The organism is Cellvibrio sp. BR (assembly GCF_000263355.1).
Lineage (GTDB): Bacteria > Pseudomonadota > Gammaproteobacteria > Pseudomonadales > Cellvibrionaceae > Cellvibrio.
Window position 1 is genome coordinate 1,215,088 of the sequence record NZ_JH668200.1, and the last position, 25,102, is coordinate 1,240,189.

Below are 25,102 nucleotides of genomic sequence, written 5' to 3' on the forward strand. Positions count from 1 at the left end.
ACAGTGGCGCTTTTTATTGAATAATAGCTTCCTTCTCCCCCGCTTTTACTCATCATCCAATCCCAGCTTTTGCAGCCGGTACCTCAGCGAGCGAAAGCTGATTCCCAAATGTTTTGCCGCGAGTGTTTTGTTCCACTTGGCTTGTTCCAGGGCGTGACAGAGAATTTCTTTTTCAACATCTTGCAGATATTCATCCAGCGATGAGTACTCTGCGCAGCGAGCTGGATAGTCAACGCCTACGCGTTCCTGCTGATTGGTTTTGTTGCCGTTAAAGTTGCTGCTAAATGATTTTTCAGCCGTAAAGGATAAGCCTTGCGCTGCACTGCGCAGTTGCAAATCATCTGCATCAATCCGATTGCTTTCACACAGTGTAAATGCGCGCTCAAGAATATTTTCCAGCTCACGCACATTGCCGGGGAAGTGGTAATTGTTTAGTGCGTTTTGTGCTGCCGGTGAAATGCTGGGGCTGGGTAAATTTATTTCGGTGGCGAGTTTTCGCAGCAAGTGTTGGGTGAGTAGGGGAATGTCTTCACGTCGCTCGCGCAGCGGGGCGACTGCTAATTGAATTACATTCAGGCGGTAAAATAAGTCCTGACGAAAACGCCCTTCTTTGACCTCTTCTTCAAGATTTTTATGAGTCGCACATAAAATACGAACATCGGTATTAATTTCTTCTGCCGCGCCCACGGGTCGAACCGATTTCTCCTGAATGGCGCGCAGAAGTTTGACTTGCATGTCTAGTGGTAGGTCGGCAACTTCATCAAAAAATAATGTGCCGCCCTCGGCTGCCTGGAATAAACCAATCTTGTCTTGATGTGCGCCAGTAAAGCTGCCTTTTTTGTGGCCAAAAAATTCACTCTCCATCAATTCGCGCGGTATCGCGCCGCAGTTGACGGCGATAAACGGATTGTTGGCGCGCGGCCCCAGGTCGTGAATAGAGTGGGCGACTAATTCCTTTCCTGAGCCTGATTCACCGCTGATATAAACCGGCGCTTGCGAGCGGGCTAATTTTTCAATACTGCGGATTAAATCCTGAATTGCTTTTGAGTCACCAATAATTGGCGTGAGTTTGGGGACTGGTTGCGGTGCTAATTTGCTGGCTTCAATTGCCGTGTTCACCAGTTTGCGCAAGGTGGCGAGATTGACTGGTTTGGAAATGAAATCAAACGCCCCTGCCTTCATGGATTCTATCGCGGCATCCACACTGCCGTGAGCAGTAATCACCGCTACAGGGAGCTGTGGGTAACGCTGTTGAATGAGTTCAACAATCTCCAAGCCTTTGCCGTCGGGCAGGCGCATATCGGTCAAGCATAAATCATATTGATGATTGGCCAACATTTGTTTGGCGTTGGCAACTGAGTCTGCGGTGTCGGTGCAAATTTGCATGCGACCGAGCGTAATTTCCAACAGTTCACGGATGTCCGGTTCGTCATCGATAATTAGAGCGCGTTTTTCTGTCATTTGTTATTGCTCGCAAACGGCATTCAAGAAAGTGTTATTCATGTTAGGAAGCTTTATCAGGGTGGGCGAGTTGTAAGTGAAAACAACTTTCACCCTGCGGTGTGCGCTTGTAGGAAATGATTGCTTGATTGGCTTCGCACAGCTCTTTGCAAATATAAAGCCCCAAACCGGAGCCAGTGTTTTCGGTGGTAAAAAATGGCTCGAACAAATGCTTGATGTTTTCATCACTAATGCCAGGGCCATAATCAATCACACGAATATAGGGTTGGTGTTGGCTGATGTCCACCCCAATTTCCAGGCGTAAATCAGGGCGCCCGGTTTTTTTATTGCTATAGCGCAGTCCGTTGTCGCACAGGTTACTTAGCACTTGAGTCAATTGGCTGGTGTCGAACTTGGCTTCCAGCGCTCCATCACTATTTACAGTGCCTGTGCCATTGTTACGATTATTGCGCAGATTTTTCTCCAGTAACGCAATTTCCAATTGCGGGCCATTAGTCTTACTCGCCTTATAGTCGTTGATAAAAGTTGGAATCCATTGCCGCAAGTTAATCGGTAAGGTTTGTGTTGGCCGACGGCGGGAGAGCTGCAAAATATTTTCAATAATTTGGTTCACGCGCGTGCTGTGATTGTTGATGATATCGAGCAGTCGCACATCGCTCTGTGGCAGCTGCGGTGACTCTGCCAGTAATTGACTGGCGTGGCTAATGGCGCCGAGTGGATTGCGAATTTCATGGGCGATACTGGCAGTTAATCGCCCCAGCGATGCCAGTTTCAATTGTTGTGCCTGTTGATTGAGCGAGCGCACATCTTCCAAAAAGATTAATACCTCATTGGTTTTGTCGGCTTCAAGGTAGGCAAAGTTGACTTTAATTTCATTGCTGGTTTCGCCTTCAATTTTTAAAAATGGTGAGTGATCGCTGCTATTGCGCTGCCAGGATTGGTGTTTTTTATAGAGGTCTGGAAACTGACTGAGTGGAATATTCTCAACACTGTCGCTGTTGATGCCTAGCAGTTTGAGAGCTGCATGGTTGTGTAATTCAATAGTCAGTTGGTTGTTGAGTACCAATATCCCTGTGCGCATTCTTTCGACAATCAGCTGCGCCAGTTTTTGCAAATGCGCCGCCTGTTTGGCTTGGCTTTCAGCTTCGGCATAGGAGAGGCGGATTTTTTTCGTGAGATGTTGAAATAGGAGTGCGGTAAGGAAGGCGAGAGCACTGAGTGTGCCTGAGGTAAATACCGCTTTGTTGTCTTGCGTGAGAATAATAAATCGATAGGCTCCTTCGCTAATCACGACAATCGTAGTGATGGCTGCGAGGAAAAACGATATACGCTCGCGCAACATAATGCCGCCGGCCGCAATCGCAATCAGTAGCAAATAACCCAAACCGCTGGTCGCACCACCACTGGCATGCATCAACAAACTGATAGCGATGACATCGATCAGCAGTGAGCTGAAGAGTTTGGTTTGTGAGGGCGCGTATTTAACCCGCCACATTACAATGAGGGTCATAAAGTTAATCGCGGTGTAACCGATGGAGCTGTAGAAAAAGAGCTGCGGATTGTCGTTCCCCAGAATTTTCGGGGCAAACTCGATTTGGAACATCAACAACAATACGCTACCGAGCAGGGTGCGGTAATAGGTATAAATACGCAGCAGGTCGTAGGGGTTATAGCCCTGTGGGCTGGCGAGCGGCGCGTGGGACATGATGTATGGAGGTTCCTTTTTCGGTAGCTGACAAAATCCGCTTGGCTTTAACGGTTTATTTCACGGACAATGCACGTCTGTAACAATTGAACCTGAATGAGCGTGTCATCTTGCTGGTGGCGCACAAGTGGATTGTCAGGTTCGGTGCGAGTGCGCTAATTCTGCCATTTTTCCATAACTTCTGCTGCCGACCCTGACAGTTATTCGCACGATATTATCGCGTCAGTTTTTTTTACTCTTTGATAATCATGAATTCCTATGTCGCATTTATATTTGACGCTTGCCCAAATTAATACCTTGGTTGGGGATATTCCCGGTAATACCGCCAAGGTATTGGCCTCTGCCCGCGCTGCGCTGGCACAAGGACCGGTGGATGCGGTGATATTTCCCGAACTAACCCTCACGGGCTATCCACCTGAAGATTTACTGCTGCGCCCGAGTTTGGATTTGCGTATTGAGCGCGCACTTAACGAAATTATTGCTGCCAAGCTACCTGTGGCGTTGATTGTGGGTTATCCGCGCAGCAAAAATGGCCAGCTATTCAATATGGCGGGTGTCATTGCCGATGGCCAGTTGATCGCGGAATATGCCAAGCAGCAGTTACCGAACTACCAGGTATTTGATGAAAAACGCTATTTTGCTGCGGGGGATTCCGCCGTTGTTTTCAACTTAAAAGGAATACCAACAGCGCTCAGTGTGTGTGAGGATATTTGGTATCCGCAACCTATGGCACAGGCCAAAGCCGCAGGTGCGCAGTTGATGATTAGTCTCAACGCATCACCTTACCATCAGCGTAAACAGCTTGAGCGCGAAGCCATAGTTGCGCAGCGCGCCCGCGAGGGGGCGATGCCGGTGGTTTACGCCAATTTGGTCGGCGGGCAGGACGAATTAGTGTTTGATGGTGGCTCAGTGGTGGTGGATGCCAGTGGTGTAACCCAATTTCGCGCGCCAGCGTTTGATGAAGGTGATTTCCCGGTGGTGTTCGATTGCAGTAGCACTGGCGTTGCTGTATCTCCCCAATCGCTCGCACCTATTCCCGAGAATACAGCTGCTGTATATCAGGCGCTGGTGCTGGGTATGCGCGATTATGTCAATAAAAATCGCTTCAAAGGCGTGGTGCTGGGTTTATCCGGCGGTATCGATTCCGCATTAACCCTGGCGATGGCGGTGGATGCATTGGGCGCTGACCGTGTCGAAGCCGTGATGATGCCCTTTCGCTACACCTCTGACCTGAGTAAAAACGATGCAGCCGATGAAGCTGCTCGGCTCGGTGTGCGCTACAGCTCAATCAGTATTGAGCCCATGTACGAAGCCTTTATGGCAGCACTCAGTGATGAGTTTGCGGGCACCAAACGTGATACTACCGAGGAGAATCTGCAGGCGCGCTGTCGCGGCGTATTGCTGATGGCAATCTCCAACAAAAAAGGTTACCTGGTACTGACTACCGGCAATAAAAGTGAAATGGCGGTGGGTTATTCCACTCTGTATGGCGATATGGCCGGTGGTTTTGATGCGCTGAAAGATGTGCCTAAAACCCTGGTATTTGCGCTGTCGCGCTATCGCAATACCCTCAGCCCGGTAATCCCTGAAACGGTGATCACCCGTCCACCTTCAGCGGAGTTGGCGCCCGATCAAAAAGACGAAGACAGCCTGCCACCCTACGATGTGCTCGACCGCATTTTGGAGCTTTATGTGGAACAGGACTTTAGCGCGGAAGCGATTATCCGTGAGGGCTTTGTGCGTGAGCAGGTAGAGCGCGTAGTGCGCTTGGTGGATATCAATGAATACAAGCGTCGTCAGGCGCCGGTGGGGGTGCGTATTAGCCAGCGCGGTTTTGGTCGCGATCGCCGCTACCCGATCACCTCTGGCTGGAAATTGGGTGATTAACTAATCATCGCAATTCGTAAAAACAATAAAGGCCGCAGTGCGGCCTTTATTCTCTAGCATTATGACTCTGGTGTGGCGCGTTAATTAGTTGGCGCGCGCAACACTAGTATCGGGTCTTTTGAATTGCGGGTCGTATAGGGCGCGGGTATCAAAACCGGTAATGTCATCTTTGCTGAATAGACCAAGAGTCAGGTAGGCGAGCCAGCGTGAACGACCATTGTTGTACATGTACTCCTGATCAAAGCGGCCGTTGTTATCCAGTGCCGGGTAATCTGCGTAGTTGAGCTTAAGGATTTCCAGCATTTCCTCTGCCTGGCTATCCATCTTCATTAGGTAATAACCCTGCACCATGACTGCCAATGCATCAGGAATGGCCGGGGTTTGCGGGAAGTTTTCCAGCACATAGCGGCCACGTGCTACTGCTGCCAGATAGGCGCCGCGCTTGAAGTAATAGTTAGCGACATGAATTTCATAGCGCGCCAAGTGGTTGCGCAGGTGTAACATGCGCTTCTTGGCGTCGGCGGCATAGGAACTGTCGGGAAAACGGTTGAGTAATTGGGTAAAATTGGCGAGTGATTCACGCGCCGCGCCCGGGTCGCGTTTGGACGTATCCACCGGCATTACCCGCTCAAACATCCCTTTATCTTTAGTAAAGGAACTCATGCCCAGCATGTAGTAGGCATAATCAACATTGCGATGTTGGGGGTGCAGGCGGATAAAACGGTTGGCTGTGGCGATGGCTGCATCGGGTTCACCCGAGCTGTACTGGGCGTAGATCAGCTCCAATTGCGCCTGTTCTGCATAGGTGCCAAAGGGAAAGTTTTCTTCGAGCGAGTTGAGGTTCCGAATGGCGGATTCCCACTGGCTGCGTTCAAGTTGCTGCTCGGCGGCATTGTACAAATCCGCTTCGGTGGTGTATTCGGGCTCTTTGGAGGAGCAGGCAGTCAGCAATACCAGGGTGCTGAGCATCAAACAGGGCAGGACGCGCATAGGGTTATAGACTCTTATCTCAATAAACAAAGGCCCCTTTGGCGGGGCAGGGTATTTAAACACAGAGCTTGGCGGATACCAATCTGGCAGCAAGAAAAGCTCCCAATTTCCGGTTTTTGGCAAATCATCAGTAGCCAGAAACACATCACTAGAGGTTTTTTAATGAAAGATGTTTTTGACCTGAGCGCACAGGTGCCGATCCAGATGAGCGGCATGCGCTTCGACCAGATCGCCTCCGAGTTGTTCCCTGACTTTTCCCGCTCGCGTTTGCAGAGCTGGATTAAAGACGGCCAACTCAAGGTGGATGGCCGTGTCGCCAAGCCGAAAGACAAGTTGATCGGCGGCGAACAGTTGGAATTAAAGGCGGAGCTTGAGGCTCAGGGCGAGTGGGAGCCAGAAGAGATCACGCTGGATATAGTTCATGAAGATGATGACCTGATTATCATCAATAAGCAGGCAGGCTTGGTGGTTCACCCGGCGGCGGGCAATTATACCGGTACGCTGGTGAATGCATTGCTCAACCATATCCCCGGGCTAATTAACCTGCCGCGCGCAGGCATAGTGCATCGTCTCGATAAAGAAACCACGGGTTTGATGGTGATTGCCAAAACCCTGGAAGCCCATACCGATCTGGTTGAGCAGTTGTCCGATCGCACTGTGAGCCGTGAATATGAAGCGGTGGCGGTAGGTGCGATGACCGGCGGAGGTACAGTGGATGCTCCCATGGGGCGTCACCCCATTCAGCGCAAGTTGATGGCTGTGCTCAGTGCTGGCGGTAAACGTGCAGTCACTCATTACCGTGTGGCCAAGCGCTACCCCCATCACACCCATATCCGCGTAAAACTGGAGACCGGGCGCACCCATCAAATTCGCGTGCACATGGCACATATCGGCCATCCGCTGGTGGGCGATCAAACCTACGGCAACCGTTTTAAAATTCCCAAAGGCGCCAATCAGCATTTGATTGATACCCTCAAAGGTTTCCCGCGTCAGGCACTGCATGCGTTCAAGTTGGGGTTAGAGCACCCCGGCACCGGCGAGTACACCGAATGGACGGCGCCAATTCCGGAGGATTTCCGCAACCTGCTCGACGCGTTGAACAAGGGTTATATTCGCGACGATGAATAAACCGACGGGCAGCAACACGGAATCCTGGCATGCATTGGGGTGGATCGCGCCGGATTGGCCAGCGCCAGCGAATGTGCGCAGCTGTATCACCACCCGTCATGGCGGAATTAGCCTGCCACCTTATGCGAGCAATAATCTCGGTTTGCATGTAGGTGATAATGCGCAGGCCGTCGCTCACAATCGCCAGCATTTGATTGAGCAGCTGGGCTTGTCGCAAAGCCCGCAATGGCTGGAGCAAATCCACGGCATAAAAGTGGTGGATGCGCAAAACGATGGTTTGGTGCGTACCGCCGACGGTAGCTATACCACCCAGCATGGGCTGGCCTGTCTGGTGATGACGGCGGACTGTCTACCCATTTTGTTATGCGACAAACAGGGCACTCAGGTGGCAGCCTTACATTGCGGTTGGCGCAGTTTGGCCGGCGGTATTTGTGAGCGTGGGTTGGATAAGTTCAGCGGTGCGCGCAGTGAGCTGCTTGCCTACCTCGGCCCGGCAATTTCACAGGCCCATTTTGAAGTAGGTATCGATGTGCTTGAGGCGTTTTTTACTGTAGCGCGTAATGCCCTCCATGCCGATGAGATCGCCGCCGCATTTATTCCCGGTGCGCGCCCCTTACATTTTTATGCGGATATTTATGCACTGGCCCGCGCAGAACTCAACGCGTTGGGGGTGACCGCCATTTACGGTGGCGGCGACTGTACCTTTATTGAGGCGGAGCGTTTTTACTCCTATCGGCGCGACAAAACCACCGGACGCATGGCCAGCTTGATCTGGCTCGAATAAAAATAAGCATCTCGTGAATCTGTTTTGCTCCCTCGCTCGTCCAATGAGTTAATGGAGGATGTTTCAACCTGAGGCTATGCTGTTGACTCATCTGCCGTCCGCTTGTTCAACCAATTCATCATCAGGAGTTTTTTCATGGATCTCGAACAAATCGAAAAGCTGAATGACCTCAAACAAAAAGGATTAATCAGTGAAGAGGAGTATCAGCAAGCCAAGGCGCGAATTCTGGGTGGGCAAAACGACAAGGTTGTACAACCGCATACCATTTTGCAGACCAACAATTACGACTACGCCATGGTGTTACACCTCACCCAGTTTTGCTCCTGGTTATTCCCCTTTTTGGGATTGGTGGTACCGCTTATTATGTGGCAATCCAAAAAGGAAGATCCCTACGTGGATGAGCAGGGTAAGGTGGTCATGAACTGGGTATTCAGCTCGCTAATCTACGCCATCGTTTGTTTGATACTCTTTGTGGTGCTGATTGGCATCCCCATGCTGGCGGCACTGGCGATTTGTTCGGTGGTGTTCACTATTATGGGCGCGATGGATGCGAATAAAGGCGTTATTAAAAATTATCCACTTACCATCAAGTTTTTTGATGTGAATGAAACTCCGCGGGTGATTTCCCCTCCACTTTGATCCTCTGCACTGTTTGCTTAACACGCTTTCCAACTGATGCACTTTTGATTTAACGCAAATGGTTTCCATCTTACTGCATTAAAACCTTCAAGCAGGTCACCGCCTGCTTGAAATCACCTCGCTTGCCCCCACGTCTGCTTCAATCGAGTCACTGTCACGACCCGTTTTTTATTCGCAGAGGTAAGTCATGCGTATCGACCGTTTAACCAATCAATTGCAAGTTGCACTTTCCGATGCCCAATCCATCGCGTTGGGGCAGGATCACAGCCAGCTGGATACCAGCCATTTACTGCTCGCCATGATCGACCAAAAAGGTGCGGCAAGTGTTCGTTCACTACTCAGTCAAGCGGGTTTTGATGTCGCCGGTTTGCGTACCGCCTTAAATGAGTTGGTCGAAAATTTGCCGCAAATTAAAAACCCCACGGGCGAAGTGACTATGTCGCAGGATTTGATCAAGGTGCTCAACCTTGCCGATCGCCATGCGCAAAAAGTGGGTGATAAATTTGTCTCCAGCGATTCAGTACTACTGGTGTTAATGAGTGAAATGCAGGGCGCCGTTCCCGAGTTACTGAAAAAATTCGGCAACGCCCAACGCTTGCAGCAGGCGATTCAGAAAGTACGCGGTGGTGAAAAAGTAGAGGACGCCGACTCCGAAGGCAATCGCCAAGCTTTGGAAAAATACACTGTGGATCTAACTGCACGCGCCGAAGAGGGCAAGCTCGATCCAGTCATTGGTCGCGACGATGAAATTCGCCGTACCATTCAAGTGCTGCAGCGCCGCACTAAAAATAACCCGGTACTTATTGGTGAACCAGGTGTAGGTAAAACGGCGATTGTGGAAGGCCTTGCCCAGCGCATCGTCAATGGCGAAGTGCCTGAAGGGTTGAAAAATAAACGCTTGCTGTCGCTCGACTTGGGTGGCTTGCTCGCCGGTGCAAAATTTCGCGGTGATTTTGAAGAGCGTTTGAAATCTGTCATCAATGAATTGAGCAAACAAGAAGGGCGCGTCATTTTATTTATCGACGAAATCCATACCATGGTCGGCGCCGGTAAAGCCGAAGGTGCGATGGATGCGGGCAATATGTTAAAGCCAGCGCTGGCGCGCGGTGAATTGCATTGCGTGGGTGCAACTACGCTCGATGAATATCGCAAATACATTGAAAAAGATGCTGCACTTGAGCGTCGCTTTCAAAAAGTACAAGTGGATGAGCCGAATGAATCCGACACCATCGCCATTCTGCGCGGATTGAAAGAGCGCTATGAAGTTCACCACGGTGTGGATATTACGGATTCCGCCATTATTGCGGCGGCAAAATTATCCCAGCGCTACATTACCGATCGTCAATTGCCCGATAAAGCTATCGATTTAATTGATGAAGCGGCGAGTCGTATCCGAATGGAAATTGATTCCAAACCGGAAGAAATGGATCGCCTTGAACGTCGCTTAATTCAATTTAAAATTGAACGCGAAGCGGTGAGAAAAGATGAAGATGAGGCGAGTAAAAAACGCTTGGCGAAACTCGATCAGGATATTGATAAGTTCGAACGCGAGCTAAACGATTTGGAAGAAATCTGGCGCGCGGAAAAAGCCGCGCTGCAAGGCTCGCAGGAGATAAAAAGCCAATTGGAGCAGGCGCGTCTGGAGTTGGAAGAAAAACGCCGCAAAGGCGATTTGGCGCGTATGTCAGAACTTCAATATGGCATTATTCCGCAGCTTGAAAAACAATTGGATATGGCCGGTCAAGCAGAAATGATGGAAATGAAACTGCTGCGCAATAAGGTTACCGAAGAAGAAATTGCCGAAGTAGTTTCCAAGTGGACCGGTATTCCCGTATCCAAAATGCTGGAGGGTGAGCGCGATAAATTATTGCGCATGGAGGAGGCATTACACAAACGTGTTATCGGTCAACACGAAGCGGTAGTTGCTGTTGCCAATGCCGTACGCCGCTCCCGCGCCGGGCTTTCGGATGCCAATCGTCCCAATGGTTCGTTTTTATTTTTAGGCCCAACCGGTGTGGGTAAAACTGAGTTGTGTAAATCGCTGGCGGAGTTTTTGTTTGACACTGCCGATGCCATGGTGCGGATTGATATGTCGGAATTCATGGAAAAACATTCGGTAGCGCGTTTAATTGGCGCGCCACCGGGTTATGTCGGTTATGAAGAGGGTGGCTATTTAACGGAAGCGGTGCGCCGCAAACCCTATTCGGTATTGTTGCTGGATGAGGTGGAAAAGGCGCATCCGGATGTATTTAATATCTTGTTGCAAGTATTGGATGACGGCCGCTTAACCGATGGTCAGGGGCGCACGGTAGACTTCCGCAATACGGTGATTGTGATGACCTCCAACTTGGGTTCTGATCGCATTCAGGAGCTGGCAGAAGACCGCTCGTTTGATACCGTGAGTTTTGATACCTCGGTGAGTGAAGACATGAATAACTCACTCAATAATGAAAATCGCTACAACGCCATGAAAGATGCAGTGATGGAGGTAGTGGGCAGCCATTTTCGCCCGGAATTTATCAACCGTATCGATGAAGTGGTGGTATTTCATCCGCTGGGTCGCGAACAAATTCGCGGCATTGCCGACATCCAATTGGAACTGTTGCGTAAACGTTTGGGTGAGCGCGAATTGAGTCTGGAGTTGGATGATGCAGTGATGAATAAACTGGCCAATGTCGGTTTTGATCCGGTCTATGGTGCACGCCCGCTAAAACGCGCTATCCAGCAACTGATTGAAAACCCGCTAGCGCAGGATATTCTCAGTGGTAAATTTATGCCCGGCGCAATCATTCACGGTAAATTATTGGGCGACAAAATTGTGTTTGATCCAAAGCGTTTAAATTGATTTGGAATACTCTTGTGTCTGAATAAAAAAACGGCCATCAAATAATTGATGGCCGTTTTTTTATGTCCAGCGGCAATAAAAAATTATTTTGCTGCCTTACGACGGCTCCAGCCCAGTGCCGCCAGCATCAAGCCCAGCAGGGTTAATGAGGATGGCTCAGATACGCCAACAGGAGTATCGGCAAACGATTTGGCTTCAATAAAAATCCAGGAATCCAGAATGCTGTCGCCAGCATCGGCAATTGCAAATTCCATGGTGTGCAGGCCCGCGCTCAAACCTTTCAGTGTGATCTGCAAGCTTTTGGTAAAACCATCCATTTGGGTGTTGTAAACAGCGGATGTGTTATCCACAAACAGACTGCTATTTTGTGAAGTGTTAATTGTGTTGATAGTGATTGGGTCGCCCGAGCCTGGTGTTAAAGCGACATTCACACCGTCAACAAAAAAGCCAAATACATCGTTAAATTGGCTTCCAACATATTCCAGATATTCTTCTGAACCAAATACAAAGTTGAAGAACAGATCGCCACCATTGCCACCATTAAATTCAAAATCGAATTTGAGGACACTGGCATCAAAAGTGTTGAATCCGGCAATCGCGGTGAGAGGAGCGTAACCCGCAGTTCCATTGCTGCTTCCTGCGCCGCTGCTGTTGTTAGTGCCAAGCGCGTTGGTTGCCTGACCGGTAGAGAGCACAATTCCCTTGTCGATGCTGATGCCTGCACTATTGCCATTTGTGAAGGTACCTGAAGCGCCATTAGCACCGTTGTAATTTACATTGCTGATGCTAATACCGGAGCCCAGAATTGTGTTGGCCAGTGAGCTGCCATTATTTTCGGGGGTGATAACCAGTGCGTTAGCAGCACTGCTGAGTGCCATAGCGGCGATAAAACCTGCAGTAATCAATGAAGTTTTCATGGGTATTTTCCTTTAATAAACAAATTGTATGCTGGAGTTGTCCCTAGCAGCCGTGGCTTAGCAGTTTCCGTGCCTATCCGATTTTTTATTTATAAATCATTGGCTTAATGTATTTGTAATGTCGTGTAATTGTAAAAATATCCGACGAGTGCTAGCTCGCCAGGCGGTGAGCGCTGAAGGTGGTTTTTTGGGGGAGGAGGGAAGTGGCTGGGAGTGTTCCCAGCCTGAAAAAAAATGAGTGGATTATTCGCAGGCTTGATTGATGACTGCTTGCATTGCGGTGCGTTGTGCTTCTTTTTCTTCTTCAGTTAGCAGTCGTTGAACACCGTCTTCACCGGCAATTTTGATACGTGCAACGGTATTAAGTAGTTCCAGATTTTTTTGTGCCATTGTGCAGCGTTCCGGATCTTTCAATGAATCCGCGACAGCATCTGTAGTTGTATTGGCTGGGGTAGTTGGTGCTGCAGGTGCAGGTGTCGGCTCGCTATGCCCGGTGCGTGTTTTAATTTGGCGAGCTTGTGAATCTTTGGGTGGGCGCTCCCCATAGTGAACTACCCCTTTTTCATCAGTCCAGGTAAAAACATTGTCTTTGGCTGCAAAGGTATTGCTGGCAGAGAAAGCCACAACCCAAGCACCAAGAATACTAATCAGGAGTTTTTGTTTCATTTGTCGCGCCCTTGTTTCAGCTATAGCCGAGAGATGCCTTCAACTATAGCGCTTATGGTCTGCGAGCGAAACCGCGGCCCCGAAAACTGTGAGCAAGCGCAAGCGGTTAGGGAAGTCTTCGCCAGAACTGGTTGGGCTAGTTAAAAAATGAACAAAAAGGTATCTAATTTCTTGACTTTGCTGGTTATCTTGGGAGAATTGCCACTCCGCTAGATGGCTGCAGATGCCCCTAAGCTTGGGCGTTACTCTGCTCCCCGCCAAGTCACCCTCTTGGCGACCCATCTACTGGCCGGGTTCCTACCAGAATCCCGCCTGAGAAAGCCGCTGTTTACCTGCACGGTTTTCGCTGATCCGATCTTGGCCTTGCCGGGTCTTGTTCGTGGATCATTCATTGCGCTTGTCCGCCTCTGTGCGCTGGCGCCTGTTTTGTGTGATGCCCCGTGTACTTGTTTCTGCTGAATACTGCGGCACACACTCGCTATTGCGACTTACATATCCTAAAAGGGGAATTATTGTGGAAATGCTTTCAGGCGGAGATATGCTCATCCGCGCGCTGAAAGACGAAGGCGTTGAGTACGTTTTCGGCTATCCGGGCGGCGCGGCACTGCATATTTACGATGCCATCTTTCGTCAATCTGACGTTAAACACATTCTCGTTCGCCACGAACAAGCAGCCACCCATGCTGCCGACGGTTACGCGCGTGCGACCGGCAAAGTGGGCACAGTACTGGTGACTTCCGGCCCAGGTGCGACCAATGCCATCACCGGTATTGCGACGGCCTATATGGATTCTATTCCGATGGTGGTTATCTCCGGTCAGGTGCAAAGTCACTTGATCGGTGAAGACGCCTTTCAGGAAACCGACATGGTGGGTATCTCCCGCCCGATCGTAAAACACAGTTTTATGATCAAACACGCGAGCGAAATTCCTGAAGTCGTGAAAAAGGCCTATTACATCGCCGCGACCGGTCGCCCCGGCCCGGTAGTTATTGATGTGCCTAAAGACCTGACGCATCCAGCGTATACCTTTCCCTATGCTTACCCAGAGAAGGTAAAGCTGCGCTCTTACACGCCGGCGACACGCGGCCACTCAGGTCAGATCAAAAAAGCAGTGCAATTGCTGCTCGGCGCCAAGCGCCCGATGATCTATTCCGGCGGCGGTGTAGTGCAGGGCAACGCCTCGCATTTGCTGAAAGAGTTGGTTGATCTGCTCAACTATCCAGTGACTAATACCTTGATGGGCTTGGGTGCTTATCCCGGTACCGGCAAGAACTTCCTCGGTATGTTGGGCATGCACGGCACCTATGAAGCCAACACCGCAATGCATCACAGCGATGTGATTCTTGCGGTGGGCGCGCGTTTTGATGACCGTGTAACCAACACCGTTAGCAAGTTCTGCCCAAACGCCAAAATTATCCATATTGATATTGATCCTGCATCAATTTCCAAAACCGTTACTGCTGATGTGCCTATCGTTGGTGCGGTAGATAATGTGCTCAGCGAAATGCTCAGCCTGATTAAAGACAGCGATGAAAAACCCGATGCGCAAGCCATTGCCAGTTGGTGGGAGCAAATCAACGAATGGCGCGAGCGCCACGGTATTTACACCCAAAATCGTTTTGATACCTCTGGCGATAAAATCAAACCGCAAGAAGTTATCCAAGCAATTTGGGAAGTCACCAAAGGCGACGCTTATGTCACCTCTGATGTTGGTCAGCACCAAATGTTTACCGCCCAATATTATTTGTTCGACAAACCGCGTCGCTGGATCAACTCCGGTGGTCTCGGCACTATGGGCTTTGGTTTGCCGGCGGCGATGGGTGTGCAAATGGCAGAGCGCGATGCAACCGTGGTGTGTGTAACCGGTGAAGGCTCAATTCAAATGTGTATCCAGGAATTGTCCACCTGTACCCAATATCACTTACCCGTCAAAGTGATTTGTTTGAACAACCAGGCGCTCGGTATGGTTCGCCAGTGGCAAGACATGCAGTACTCCAGCCGCTACGCGGAAAGTTTGTATGAAGATTCGCTGCCGGATTTCATCAAACTCGCGGAAGCCTATGGTCATGTTGGTATTCGTGTCACCAAACGCGAAGAACTCAAGGCGAAACTGGAAGAGTGTTTTGCATTGAAAGATCGCGTGGTCTTTATGGATATCATGGTGGATCAATCCGAACACGTTTACCCCATGCAAGTTGCGCCCAACGGTTCCATGCGCGACATGTTGTTAAGCAAAACGGAGCGCACCTGATATGAGACGTATTATTTCTGTATTAGTTGAAAACGCTCCCGGTGCCTTGTCGCGTGTAGTAGGTTTGTTTTCCCAGCGCGGCTACAACATTGAGAGCCTCACTGTGGCACCAACCGAAGATGAAACCCTGTCGCGTTTGACCCTGACCACCATTGGCGATGATCACAAAATCGAACAAATCACCAAACACCTCAATAAATTAATTGATGTGGTTAAGTTGGTGGATTTAACCGAAGGTTCGCACATCGAGCGCGAACTTATGCTGATCAAAGTCAAAGCATCCGGTGCACAGCGCGCAGAAGTAAAACGCTGCGTGGATATTTTCCGCGGTCAAATCGTGGATGTCACCAGTACGCTCTACACCATCCAAATCACCGGCGCGAGCGACAAACTCGACGCGTTTTTACAAGCGGTGGGTGATGCAGCAATTATCGAAGTCGTGCGTACCGGTGTGTGCGGTATTTCACGTGGCGAGAAAGTGTTGAGTTTGTAAGTGTTTTTGTTTGTATGATGAAGGCCGATGCTTGCATGAGCATCGGCCTTTTTTATGAAAAATTATTTGCTGGATTCAGGTTGATGCGCGACTTTATTTTAAATTGCAATATTTTTGAGATTGCCGGTGCGGGGCTCGCATTTTTTGGTGGGATTTATCTGTTGTTTGGCATACTCAACCTGATTCTTACCCAACAGTTATTGCCGCGCTGGCGTTTGGGCGCCAAGCTTGATCCTCGCCCGATTGGCGATGGCCAGTTGGAGCGCGAATTATTATTGTCTGCCAGCTCTATTGGGATTTTTGGGGTAGGCATGATTTTTCCTTGGGGCTTGTTGCAGTTGGGGTGGGCGAAGCTCGCGGTAAATCCTTCAGTGCTGCAAACCTTGATCGAAATTTTGGTCTTGGTGGTGTGGAATGAAATCCATTTTTATGCCAATCATTGGTTGCTGCATACTCGCTGGTTGCGTCGCTTTCATTTGCCTCATCATCGCTCGGTGGTCACTACTCCTTGGTCGACCTATGCGTTTCATCCAGTAGAAGCATTAATGTTGGGCAATGTAATTTTATTGCCGATGTTGGTACATGATTTTAGTGTGTATGCACTTTTCTCTGTGCCGTTATTTAGCCTGTTATTCAACAGTATTGGTCACTCCAATTACGATTGGAAAACCACCGGGCATAGCGTATTTCACAATGCCAGTCGCCGCCATCATTTGCATCACGCTTGTTTTAATGGCAATTACGGTTTTATGTTTCCATTTATGGATAAGCTTTTCAAAACTGCATTGCCTGCGGATGCCGCCGACAAACAAATTAATCGCTGGCGAGTGCGCTAAACACTATGCGTAACTGGCGCGATTGGCAAAGCCTGGCGTACTTGCTGGTTTTACCATTGTTGGTGTTATGGCAATGGCAACAGGGATTTAGTTGGCCACTCTATTTGTTGGAATTATTTTTAACCTTAGGCGTGGGCGTGATCCACCATAATCACACGCATTTGCGTATCTGGACTTCGCGTCGGTTAAATCGCCTTACCGATTTATGGATTACGCTGCTGCAGGGGCATCCCACCTTTGTGTTTTATCCTTCCCACATTGCTAATCATCACCGTTATCAACATGGTGAACAGGATATAACACGCACCTATCGCTTTAATACACCCGGTGCACGCGGCGACACTAATCATTTGCTGGGATATTTGTTGCATCCGCTACAGGCAATTTCGGTGTTATATCCGGAATTTATTGCTTACCTAAAACGTCGTTATAAATTCCAGCGCGCCTATTTTTATTATTGTGTATTGCAGTATCTTCTTGTTATTGGTTTCTGGCTGGTGCTGGCCGTGATCGATTGGGAGAAATGGTTAGTGCTGGTATTGATTCCGCAGCTACATGGTCTTCATTGGTTGTTGGCGACAAATTATCTTCAGCATGCGCATGCCGATGGCTCTGGCAAAAATTTACACTTTGCACGCAATTTTTATGGTTTGCTTAACCCTTTGTTATTTAATATTGGATTGCATACGGCGCATCATAAACACCCGCGTGCCCATTGGTCACAGTTGCCGGAATTGCATCAAGACTATGTTTCCCAAGTTCACCCTGCGTTGCATGAAAAAAGTTTGTTGCGTTATATGCTGCGCACCTATCTATTGGCGTTGCTGCACCCGCGTTGGCGCAGCCGCTCGTTACATCACAAGGACTAATTTATGCCTACCCGTTTTAATCGTGTTTACATCCAATCCGCTGGTTATCACTTGCCGGGTGAACCGGTCAATAATCAGGAGATGGATGATTTTATTGCACCGATTAATCGCATATCGTTGCGCATAAAGAATAAAATTCTGGCGGAAAATGGTATTCAAACCCGCCATTATGCGATTGATAAAAATGGCGAGACAGTAACGTCGCATACACAGCTTGCGGCTAATGCCATCCACGATTGTTTGGCGCGCGCTAGTACGAGTTTAAGTGATGTGAGTTTGCTGTCGGTGGGCTCGTCGGGTAGCGATGCCTTAATTCCCGGGTTTGCGGCTATGGTGCAAGGTGAGTTGGGTGCGCCGCCGATGGAAACCTTGTCGAGCCTTGGTGTGTGTGCCGCCGGTATTTCTGCACTGGCTTATGCGGCGCAATCGGTGGAGCTGGGGGCGCATCAGCAAGCATTGGTTGCAACCGCTGAAATGCCGTCGCGCATTTTCAAAAAAAGTCGCTTTGCACCGCGCGGTTACAGCAGCGATTTTGATGCACATTTTTTGCGTTGGATGTTATCTGACGGCGCTGGTGCAGTATTGCTTACCGATGCACCACAGGCAAAAAATGGTGTGCGCTTAAAAATAAACTGGATACACCAAAAAAGTTTTGCCGGAGATTATCCTGTTTGTATGCAGCTTGGTTTAACGGAGGATCGCAGCAAATCCTTTCTCGATTTTCCGTCATCCAGCGAGGCGGAAGCGGCGGGTGCTCTTTCGCTGCGGCAGGATATTCGCTTGCTGCCGCATTTGTTTGATATAAGTATCCACGAATACGTAAAACTGGTGCACGATGGTTGGGTGACCTCGGGCGAGATTGACCATTTTCTCTGCCATTACTCATCTGCACGTTTTATTCCGGTGGTGGAAGAACTCTTAGATAAAGCGGGTTTAACCATTCCACGCGAGCGCTGGTACAGCAATTTAACCACGCGCGGCAATACGGGTTCGGCATCAATTTTTATTATGCTCGCTGAATTTCTCGATACGCATCAGGTTAAGCCGGGCGAGAAAATATTTTGTTTTATTCCCGAGTCAGGCCGTATGACAGCGGCCTATATGTTGATTGAAGTGGAGGCAGCTGATACGCCTTTGGTTGCTAATCTTACTCCGGTAATTAGATCGATAACGTCAGAAAAAAACGCGCTGCCGGATATTGCAGCACCTCATGACCCACGATCCGCGCCACAACATTTACAAAGCGTATTAACGACGCTTGCGGGTATCTGGCACGACTATCGTTCGCAAGTATGGCGTAGCCCGGTTATCCACAAATTGGTGAGCCAGCAATTTGCATTGGAAGATTATCGACATTGGACTGCGCAATGGGTGCCACAAGTGCGCGAGGGCAGCAAATGGATGCGCGAAGCCGTTGCATCGCTCACGGGTAGCTATGCTGATCTGGCTGCGTTAATCGAAACCCACGCCAGCGAAGAACAAAACGATTTTAAAATTTTGTATGAAGATTATTGCGCGGCAGGTGGAACTGAACCGCTCGATAATTTGCGCCGCAATCCCGGTGGCGAAGCCTTGAATAGCTATTTGCATTCGCTGGCAGCGACGAAAAACCCCATCGGATTATTGGGCGCGATTTATATTATTGAAGGCACAGGCCAGCGTATCGTGCCCGCGCTTTTGCCCTTGTTGCGCAAACAAGTGGATTTGCCCGCAAGTGCATTTCGCTTCTTGGAATATCACGGTGCGAATGATGAGCATCATCTCGCGCGCTGGCTGGCGGCGGTTGAATTGGTGCTGGCGATTGATCCTAAAGCAGTGGGTGCGATTATCGCCACGGCTAAACGTACTGCCCAACTTTATCTCATGCAGTTTGAACATATTCTGGAGTCATAGCGGATGGACAATTTAGACAAGATAGAAAGGGAGCCAAAATTTTTGCAATCCGAATTTGATCCGCGCGATCCCAGCCCTTGGTTAGCGCTCTATCTGGATCAAAGCACGCCGCTGCCGGATCATGTTAAAAAAGCCTGGCTCGCTGATTCGGAAACACCATCACGCCAATTTCTATTGCCCTTTGTGCGCCCGATTGCGCGCACGCTGATTGTATTAATCCAGATTGTTAAAGTGGTGGTGCCGCGCAACTGGGCCGCCTCCAAACTGCTGCATTGGATTCTTGCTACCGGTTTGAAATACTTCGTGCGCCCCGAGGCCAATTGGTTGGTGCTGCGCCATTTCCACATGGGCGCGCAGATTCTGGAATTTATCGCCGCCAACGCGCCAGTGGCAGTGGAAACCTCTCCGCTCAAACCAATGAATCTGGATGATTTGAAAGATGAGCTGTTTTTAAAGCACGATTTGAATTTATTTAATTTTGTGATTCGCCTGGGCAAAGCGCTGCGCGATGCGGATAAAAAATTAGCGCCAGTCGCGAACCCTGATTTCAGTATGATCAAAGAGCCGGAGCTAGCATTGGATTCAATGCCGCGCGGAAAGCTCAACGGAATAGATCTGCAAACCGCCATCGAAATGTTCACGCCTACTTATCAATTGTTTTTAACCGACAACGATTTCTGGCGCGCATCCAATTCTTTGCAGCTGGATGAAACTATCGGTTTGTATGTGGCGACTATTTTAAATTCGCCCCAGCATTTGGTATTGCTTAACAACAAACATCCACTGGTGCCGATGAGTACCTTGCGTGCTGGCTATCGTTTGGTGTTGCACGGTTTATCAACGGAAATGCTACATGCCTTGTTAATGGATTTGAAAAAAGCACAAGCTGAACATCATGCACCTGATTACAGTATTAACCAATCGACCTCGGTCGTAGATGCAAACCAAACGGGAATGTAATGAGCGATATTTTTTCGATAATTGATTTTTCTGCTCCATCGCACGAAGTTGCGCCGCAGTTGATCGGTGCGCAATTTTTTGTGAATGGCGTAGGTGGAATTATTGTTGAAGTAGAAGCTTACGATCAGTCTGAGCCTGCATCCCACACATTTTCCGGCCCCAGTGCGCGTAATGCCTCTATGTTTGGTGCACCCGGTTGCGCCTATGTTTATCGCTCATACGGTATTCATTGGTGTTTGAATTTTGTTTGCTCACCTGAGGGGCATGGTGCAGGTATTTTGATTCGGGCGATTCAACCCACCAAAGGGTTAGAGATCATGCGCGCGCGTCGCGGTGTTGAGGCTGAACGTTTGCTCTGCTCGGGGCCGGGGCGTGTGGGGCAGGCATTGGGCATTATCCATGCCTTTACTGGTCGCTCCCTTAGGAAAAGGCCTTTCAAGCTATTGCCTGCAGTTGCGTCGGTTGATGTTATTCATGGCCCACGCATTGGTATTTCCAAAGCCATGGATTTGCCATGGCGTTTTGGTTTGGCGGGCTCGCCTTTTCTCAGTAAACCTTTTCGTTAATCGATTAATTATTTGGCTCGCGCAGCTGGCTCCAAAACGCATTCACAATCGGGCTTTTCAATCGTTTCTCCATCACACAAATCCCCGTGTCGTAAGGGCCGAGATCCGGTTGTGGGTCAAAACGTTTTACCTTGTTCGCGAGCGGGCTGTTGTCCACCACGATCTGCGGTGCAACGCCCACTCCGAATCCCAAGCTCACCATGCTGACAATCGCTTCGTTCCCTTTTACCTCGGCGTAAATATTGGGCTTGATACCGAGTGAATCGAACCAGATATTTAATCGCTCCCGCGCCAAACCTTCTTCGGGAATGATCACCGGAATATCCTTCCAGCTTTCACCTTGCCAATCTTCATTATTCGCGGTGATAAAAATCAGCGGTGAGCTGTTAATGGGTTTGAAGCTGATGCCTGTGGGAAGTTTGTCGGGTTTGGCGGCGATGGCGATATCCTCATCACCCGCCAGAATTCGCTCGATCGATTGTGCTGGGTCGCCGGTGTGGAGTTTGATCGCAATGCCGGGATGTTTAACGCGGAACTCGGTGAGGATTTCATAAAGGAAGCTGTAGCTTGCCGTTACCGAACAATAAATGCTGAGTTGGCCGCGCAGCTGATCGGCCTGCGCCAGTAGGGATTCTTGATATGTCTCCCACTGTTGGATCACTTCTTTGGCAAACCCCAGAAATTGTTCGCCTTCGTGAGTGAGGATCACCGAGCGGTTGTCGCGTACAAACAGGCTCACGCCCAAATCGTCCTCAAGCTGTTTGATGTTGCGGCTGAGTGTTGACGGGCTTACATGGCAGGCATTGGCGGCGCGGCCAAAATGCAGGCTGCTGGCGAGATTGCAAAACAACCGGAGTTTGGTGATATCCATGATTAGCGATTAATAACCTCGTTGCATAAACTGAAATATTGAATTGCGAATATATCATTTTACGCGATGCGGGTGTTTCTCTACACTGGCGACCTTTTATCCAAGTCGCCTTGTGATTTCTCATCGTCAGGCGGTAATCATCCCAACAGGAGTCTGTTATGCACGTTTATTACGATAAAGATGCCGATCTTTCTATTATCCAAGGCAAAAAAGTGGCCATCATTGGTTATGGTTCACAAGGTCACGCGCACGCGTGCAACCTGAAAGATTCAGGCGTTGATGTGGTTGTTGGTCTGCGCGCTGGTTCTGCCACCGTTAAGAAAGCTGAAGCTCACGGCCTGAAAGTGACTGATGTTGCGACTGCTGTTAAATCAGCTGACGTAGTGATGATCCTCACTCCGGATGAGTTCCAATCAAAACTCTATAAAGAAGAAATTGAGCCAAACATCAAGCAAGGCGCTACCTTGGCTTTCGCTCACGGCTTTGCGATTCACTACAACCAAGTAGTTCCACGTAAAGATTTGGACGTGATCATGATCGCTCCAAAAGCGCCAGGTCACACTGTGCGTTCTGAATTTGTGCGCGGCGGCGGCGTTCCTGACCTGATCGCGATTTTCCAAAACGCATCAGGTAAGGCGAAAGATACTGCTCTGTCATACGCATCAGGCGTAGGCGGTGGCCGTACCGGTATTATCGAAACCACTTTCAAAGACGAAACCGAAACCGACTTGTTCGGTGAGCAGGCTGTTCTGTGCGGCGGCGCGGTTGAGTTGGTAAAAATGGGTTACGAAACTCTGGTTGAAGCTGGTTACGAGCCAGAAATGGCTTACTTCGAGTGCTTGCACGAATTGAAGTTGATCGTTGACCTGATGTTCGAAGGCGGTATCGCCAACATGAACTATTCAATCTCTAACAACGCTGAATACGGCGAATACGTGACTGGTCCTAAAGTGATCAACGAAGAGTCGCGCAAAGCTATGCGTCAAGCGCTGAAAGATATCCAAACTGGCGAATACGCCAAGAAGTTTATCCTTGAGGGTGCAACTAACTACTCATCAATGACTGCTGCTCGTCGTAACAACGCGGCGCACGGTATTGAAGTGGTTGGTGCCAAATTGCGTGCGATGATGCCTTGGATTCAAGCCAACAAAATCGTTGACCAAAGCAAAAACTAATTCCTGCAGTTAATAATGTAGTGAGTTATGTGTAAAAAACCCGCTTCGTGCGGGTTTTTTTATGCTGCGATTGTGCGTTCACCAGAGATTGAGCATTTCGGCGCAAGCTTCATCCATATCTGTGTAGAGTGCGGTATAGCGTGGATCTTTCAATTCGAGCGGCTCCTGCAGGTTTGGTAGGTCAAGTTTCTGTATTTCACTAAATCCCCCGGCAAACAGATTGGCGATATACACAATTTCAGACAAATTGCGTGGCTGGGTAATTTGCACCCTGGGGATGTCGATTTCCTGCACTGCATTAATAATCTCGGTGGGTAGGCCGAGAGCATCCAGCAAAATCGTTCCAATACTTTCATGCCACTGCGCAACCAGATAGCTAACGCTCTCCGGGCGCTCAACCAACTCCGGGTAACGAGTCACGCGATGCAGAATAAAAAACGCGCCAAGATCGTGGATCAATCCTGCCAACATGGCGGTTTCCGGTGCCACGCGCGTTAGCTTTAACGCCAGTACTTTGGCTATGGCTGCTGTTTTAAGGCTGTGTATAAGCAGCTGTTTTAGCTCGGGTGCAAAAATGCTTGTTTCGTGGGTTTGTGCAAGCTGGGTCAATGCGCAGGCAAGGGCTACAGACCGGGCAATTTCCAGTCCTGTGCGATTCAGGGCCTTTTCAATATCGGTAATACTGTGCCCGGATGGGTTATAGCTTGCTGAATTGGCAAGTTGCAGGATTTTGCTGGTGACTAGTGGATCGTGTTGTATTTCCTGGGCAATTTGTCGAAGGCTTGCAGAATCGCTGCGCATAATTTCCGAGATTCGCGCGGATACATCAAAACAGGTTGGAAATACAATATCGCCTTGCAGCTCCTTGGCAATATCTTCAAGTAGCTGAAAGCGTTTGTTTTTCAGTTCCGTGGCAGATATGTCAGTCATCTCATCCAGCTCCACAATGCAAACTAGCAGCCTTATCCTGAGTTAAAACTATATCGCAAAGCGCGTGTGCCTGCAGGATATTGCGAGGTGTGAGTATTGCTTTGATTGAGTGAAAATAGATGCGGGAATGATTTGATGTGTACAATGTCGCCCCCGGCTCCTACCGATCTATGAGGTTGATCATGAACAATAAGCAGGAACAGCATAAGCCCAGCGAGGCGGCTGACCACGAAGGTCCTTTGCCTTTTGGTGACTTGGTCGAAGAGGTCTCCGAAGGAGGCGAAAAAGTTCGGCACCGTGGTGTTTATTTGTTGCCCAATCTATTTACCACCGGGGCACTTTTTTGTGGTTTCTATGCCATTGTTTCATCGATGAATGGAAATTTTTCTCACGCTGCCATCGCCATATTTGCCGCTATGTTTCTTGATGGAATGGATGGTCGCGTGGCGCGAATGACTAATACGCAGAGTGCATTTGGTGAGCAGTACGACAGCTTGGCAGATATGGTTTCTTTTGGCGTGGCACCGGCATTGGTGGTTTTTAGCTGGGTGTTGCAGGATCTGGGGCGTTGGGGTTGGGCAGCGGCCTTTATTTATATTGCCTGCGCCGCTTTGCGCCTTGCGCGGTTCAATACCCAAATTGGTGTGGTGGATAAAAAGTACTTTATGGGATTGGCGAGCCCTGCTGCTGCATCGATTATTGCTGCAACTGTTTGGGTTTGGTTCGATAGTGCACCTACTGGTATATGGGCGGCGGGTATTGCATTGCTGACCGCGCTTGCTGGATTGCTGATGGTGTCGAATTTTCGTTATACCAGCTTCAAAGGTTTGAACTTCCGGGGGCGCGTTCCGTTTGCCTTCATGTTATTGGTGGTGCTGGTTTTTGCGTCCCTGATTATTTATCAGCAGCAAGGTGTGTTGGCTATTGCTGTTATTTATGGGTTGTCTGGGCCAGCGGCTTGGTTATATGGTCGCATCGTTAGTGCAGGAAAGGTGCAAAAGCTGGATAAATAAAAGTCGAACTGGTTGGCGAATATTCGGATTAATTGTTTTTGCGAAATAACCCCAAAAAAAGCTTGCCTCAATGACTGTCGATTCGTATAGTGCGCGCCCTGTCGAGCAGTCGCTGATGCAAATAAGCGAAGCGCGAAAGAGTTGTAAATGATTAATGAAATTAATGGTTTACAAAGGATAGAAGGTGCGTATAATGCGCCTCCCACGGTTGAGCCGAAGCGCT

General features: G+C 49.3%; 21 protein-coding genes. 14 read left to right on the forward strand and 7 right to left on the reverse strand.

What is annotated here, in order from left to right:
* Positions 1-45: 45 nt before the first annotated feature.
* On the reverse strand, positions 46-1,461 hold the full coding sequence (locus tag O59_RS05115) for a sigma-54 dependent transcriptional regulator (RefSeq protein ID WP_007640206.1): 1,416 nt from the start codon (positions 1,459-1,461) through the stop codon (positions 46-48).
* 43 nt (positions 1,462-1,504) lie between these two features.
* Entirely contained in the window at positions 1,505-3,166 is a 1,662-nt protein-coding gene (locus O59_RS05120) for a PAS domain-containing sensor histidine kinase (protein WP_007640208.1), read from the reverse strand.
* A gap of 258 nt (positions 3,167-3,424) precedes the next feature.
* On the opposite strand from O59_RS05120, the gene O59_RS05125 reads away from it, so the two are divergent.
* Positions 3,425-5,053: an NAD+ synthase gene (locus tag O59_RS05125; RefSeq protein ID WP_007640211.1), complete on the forward strand. Its 1,629-nt coding sequence runs from the start codon at positions 3,425-3,427 to the stop codon at positions 5,051-5,053.
* A gap of 84 nt (positions 5,054-5,137) precedes the next feature.
* Here the strand turns inward: O59_RS05125 and O59_RS05130 are convergent, their stop codons facing one another.
* Positions 5,138-6,043, reverse strand: coding sequence for an outer membrane protein assembly factor BamD (locus O59_RS05130; protein ID WP_007640213.1), 906 nt, complete (start codon positions 6,041-6,043; stop codon positions 5,138-5,140).
* A gap of 162 nt (positions 6,044-6,205) precedes the next feature.
* Here O59_RS05130 and rluD point away from each other — a divergent pair, with 162 nt between their 5' ends.
* From rluD to clpB, 4 genes are all read left to right on the forward strand, one after another.
* Positions 6,206-7,171, forward strand: a complete 966-nt coding sequence (rluD, locus tag O59_RS05135; RefSeq protein WP_007640215.1) for a 23S rRNA pseudouridine(1911/1915/1917) synthase RluD — start codon at positions 6,206-6,208, stop codon at positions 7,169-7,171.
* A complete protein-coding gene (gene pgeF / locus O59_RS05140) occupies positions 7,164-7,955 on the forward strand; it encodes a peptidoglycan editing factor PgeF (RefSeq protein WP_007640217.1) in 792 nt (263 codons plus the stop codon). Before rluD ends, pgeF begins: the two co-directional genes overlap by 8 nt.
* Positions 7,956-8,090: 135 nt before the next feature.
* Positions 8,091-8,594 (forward strand): DUF4870 domain-containing protein, encoded by a 504-nt coding sequence (locus O59_RS05145; protein ID WP_007640219.1) that lies wholly within the window; start codon positions 8,091-8,093, stop codon positions 8,592-8,594.
* Positions 8,595-8,781: 187 nt separating this feature from the next.
* A complete protein-coding gene (gene clpB / locus O59_RS05150; RefSeq protein WP_007640221.1) occupies positions 8,782-11,439 on the forward strand; it encodes an ATP-dependent chaperone ClpB in 2,658 nt (885 codons plus the stop codon).
* 83 nt (positions 11,440-11,522) lie between these two features.
* On the opposite strand, the gene O59_RS05155 is transcribed toward clpB, so the two are convergent.
* Both O59_RS05155 and O59_RS05160 read right to left on the reverse strand, forming a co-directional pair.
* Positions 11,523-12,356 (reverse strand): choice-of-anchor L domain-containing protein, encoded by an 834-nt coding sequence (locus O59_RS05155; RefSeq protein ID WP_007640223.1) that lies wholly within the window; start codon positions 12,354-12,356, stop codon positions 11,523-11,525.
* 243 nt (positions 12,357-12,599) lie between these two features.
* Positions 12,600-13,022, reverse strand: a complete 423-nt coding sequence (locus O59_RS05160; RefSeq protein WP_007640226.1) for a DUF4124 domain-containing protein — start codon at positions 13,020-13,022, stop codon at positions 12,600-12,602.
* A 514-nt stretch (positions 13,023-13,536) separates the two neighbouring features.
* Between O59_RS05160 and O59_RS05170 the strand changes: the two genes are divergently transcribed.
* Genes O59_RS05170 through O59_RS05200 form a run of 7 tightly spaced genes read left to right on the forward strand, consistent with a single transcriptional unit; the run spans position 13,537 to position 20,890 of the window.
* The gene (locus O59_RS05170) at positions 13,537-15,273 is read left to right on the forward strand and encodes an acetolactate synthase 3 large subunit (RefSeq protein ID WP_040391207.1); all 1,737 of its coding nucleotides are present in this window, start codon (positions 13,537-13,539) and stop codon (positions 15,271-15,273) included.
* Between the two features lies 1 nt (position 15,274).
* The gene (gene ilvN, locus O59_RS05175) at positions 15,275-15,766 is read left to right on the forward strand and encodes an acetolactate synthase small subunit (RefSeq protein ID WP_007640230.1); all 492 of its coding nucleotides are present in this window, start codon (positions 15,275-15,277) and stop codon (positions 15,764-15,766) included.
* Positions 15,767-15,801: 35 nt separating this feature from the next.
* Entirely contained in the window at positions 15,802-16,602 is an 801-nt protein-coding gene (locus O59_RS05180) for a sterol desaturase family protein (RefSeq protein ID WP_198284739.1), read from the forward strand.
* A 5-nt stretch (positions 16,603-16,607) separates the two neighbouring features.
* Positions 16,608-17,471, forward strand: a complete 864-nt coding sequence (locus tag O59_RS05185) for a fatty acid desaturase (RefSeq protein WP_007640235.1) — start codon at positions 16,608-16,610, stop codon at positions 17,469-17,471.
* A gap of 3 nt (positions 17,472-17,474) precedes the next feature.
* The gene (locus O59_RS05190) at positions 17,475-19,364 is read left to right on the forward strand and encodes a StlD/DarB family beta-ketosynthase (RefSeq protein WP_007640238.1); all 1,890 of its coding nucleotides are present in this window, start codon (positions 17,475-17,477) and stop codon (positions 19,362-19,364) included.
* Between the two features lie 42 nt (positions 19,365-19,406).
* Complete coding sequence (locus tag O59_RS05195; RefSeq protein ID WP_198284740.1) at positions 19,407-20,324, forward strand: hypothetical protein; 918 nt, start codon at positions 19,407-19,409, stop codon at positions 20,322-20,324.
* A complete protein-coding gene (locus O59_RS05200) occupies positions 20,324-20,890 on the forward strand; it encodes a DNA-3-methyladenine glycosylase (RefSeq protein ID WP_007640242.1) in 567 nt (188 codons plus the stop codon). Before O59_RS05195 ends, O59_RS05200 begins: the two co-directional genes overlap by 1 nt.
* A gap of 4 nt (positions 20,891-20,894) precedes the next feature.
* On the opposite strand, the gene ilvY is transcribed toward O59_RS05200, so the two are convergent.
* On the reverse strand, positions 20,895-21,761 hold the full coding sequence (ilvY, locus tag O59_RS05205; protein WP_007640244.1) for an HTH-type transcriptional activator IlvY: 867 nt from the start codon (positions 21,759-21,761) through the stop codon (positions 20,895-20,897).
* 158 nt (positions 21,762-21,919) lie between these two features.
* Here ilvY and ilvC point away from each other — a divergent pair, with 158 nt between their 5' ends.
* On the forward strand, positions 21,920-22,936 hold the full coding sequence (gene ilvC, locus O59_RS05210) for a ketol-acid reductoisomerase (protein WP_007640245.1): 1,017 nt from the start codon (positions 21,920-21,922) through the stop codon (positions 22,934-22,936).
* A gap of 78 nt (positions 22,937-23,014) precedes the next feature.
* On the opposite strand, the gene O59_RS05215 is transcribed toward ilvC, so the two are convergent.
* A complete protein-coding gene (locus tag O59_RS05215; RefSeq protein WP_040391211.1) occupies positions 23,015-23,866 on the reverse strand; it encodes an HDOD domain-containing protein in 852 nt (283 codons plus the stop codon).
* 182 nt (positions 23,867-24,048) lie between these two features.
* Between O59_RS05215 and pssA the strand changes: the two genes are divergently transcribed.
* On the forward strand, positions 24,049-24,879 hold the full coding sequence (pssA, locus tag O59_RS05220) for a CDP-diacylglycerol--serine O-phosphatidyltransferase (RefSeq protein ID WP_007640247.1): 831 nt from the start codon (positions 24,049-24,051) through the stop codon (positions 24,877-24,879).
* Positions 24,880-25,102: the final 223 nt, after the last annotated feature.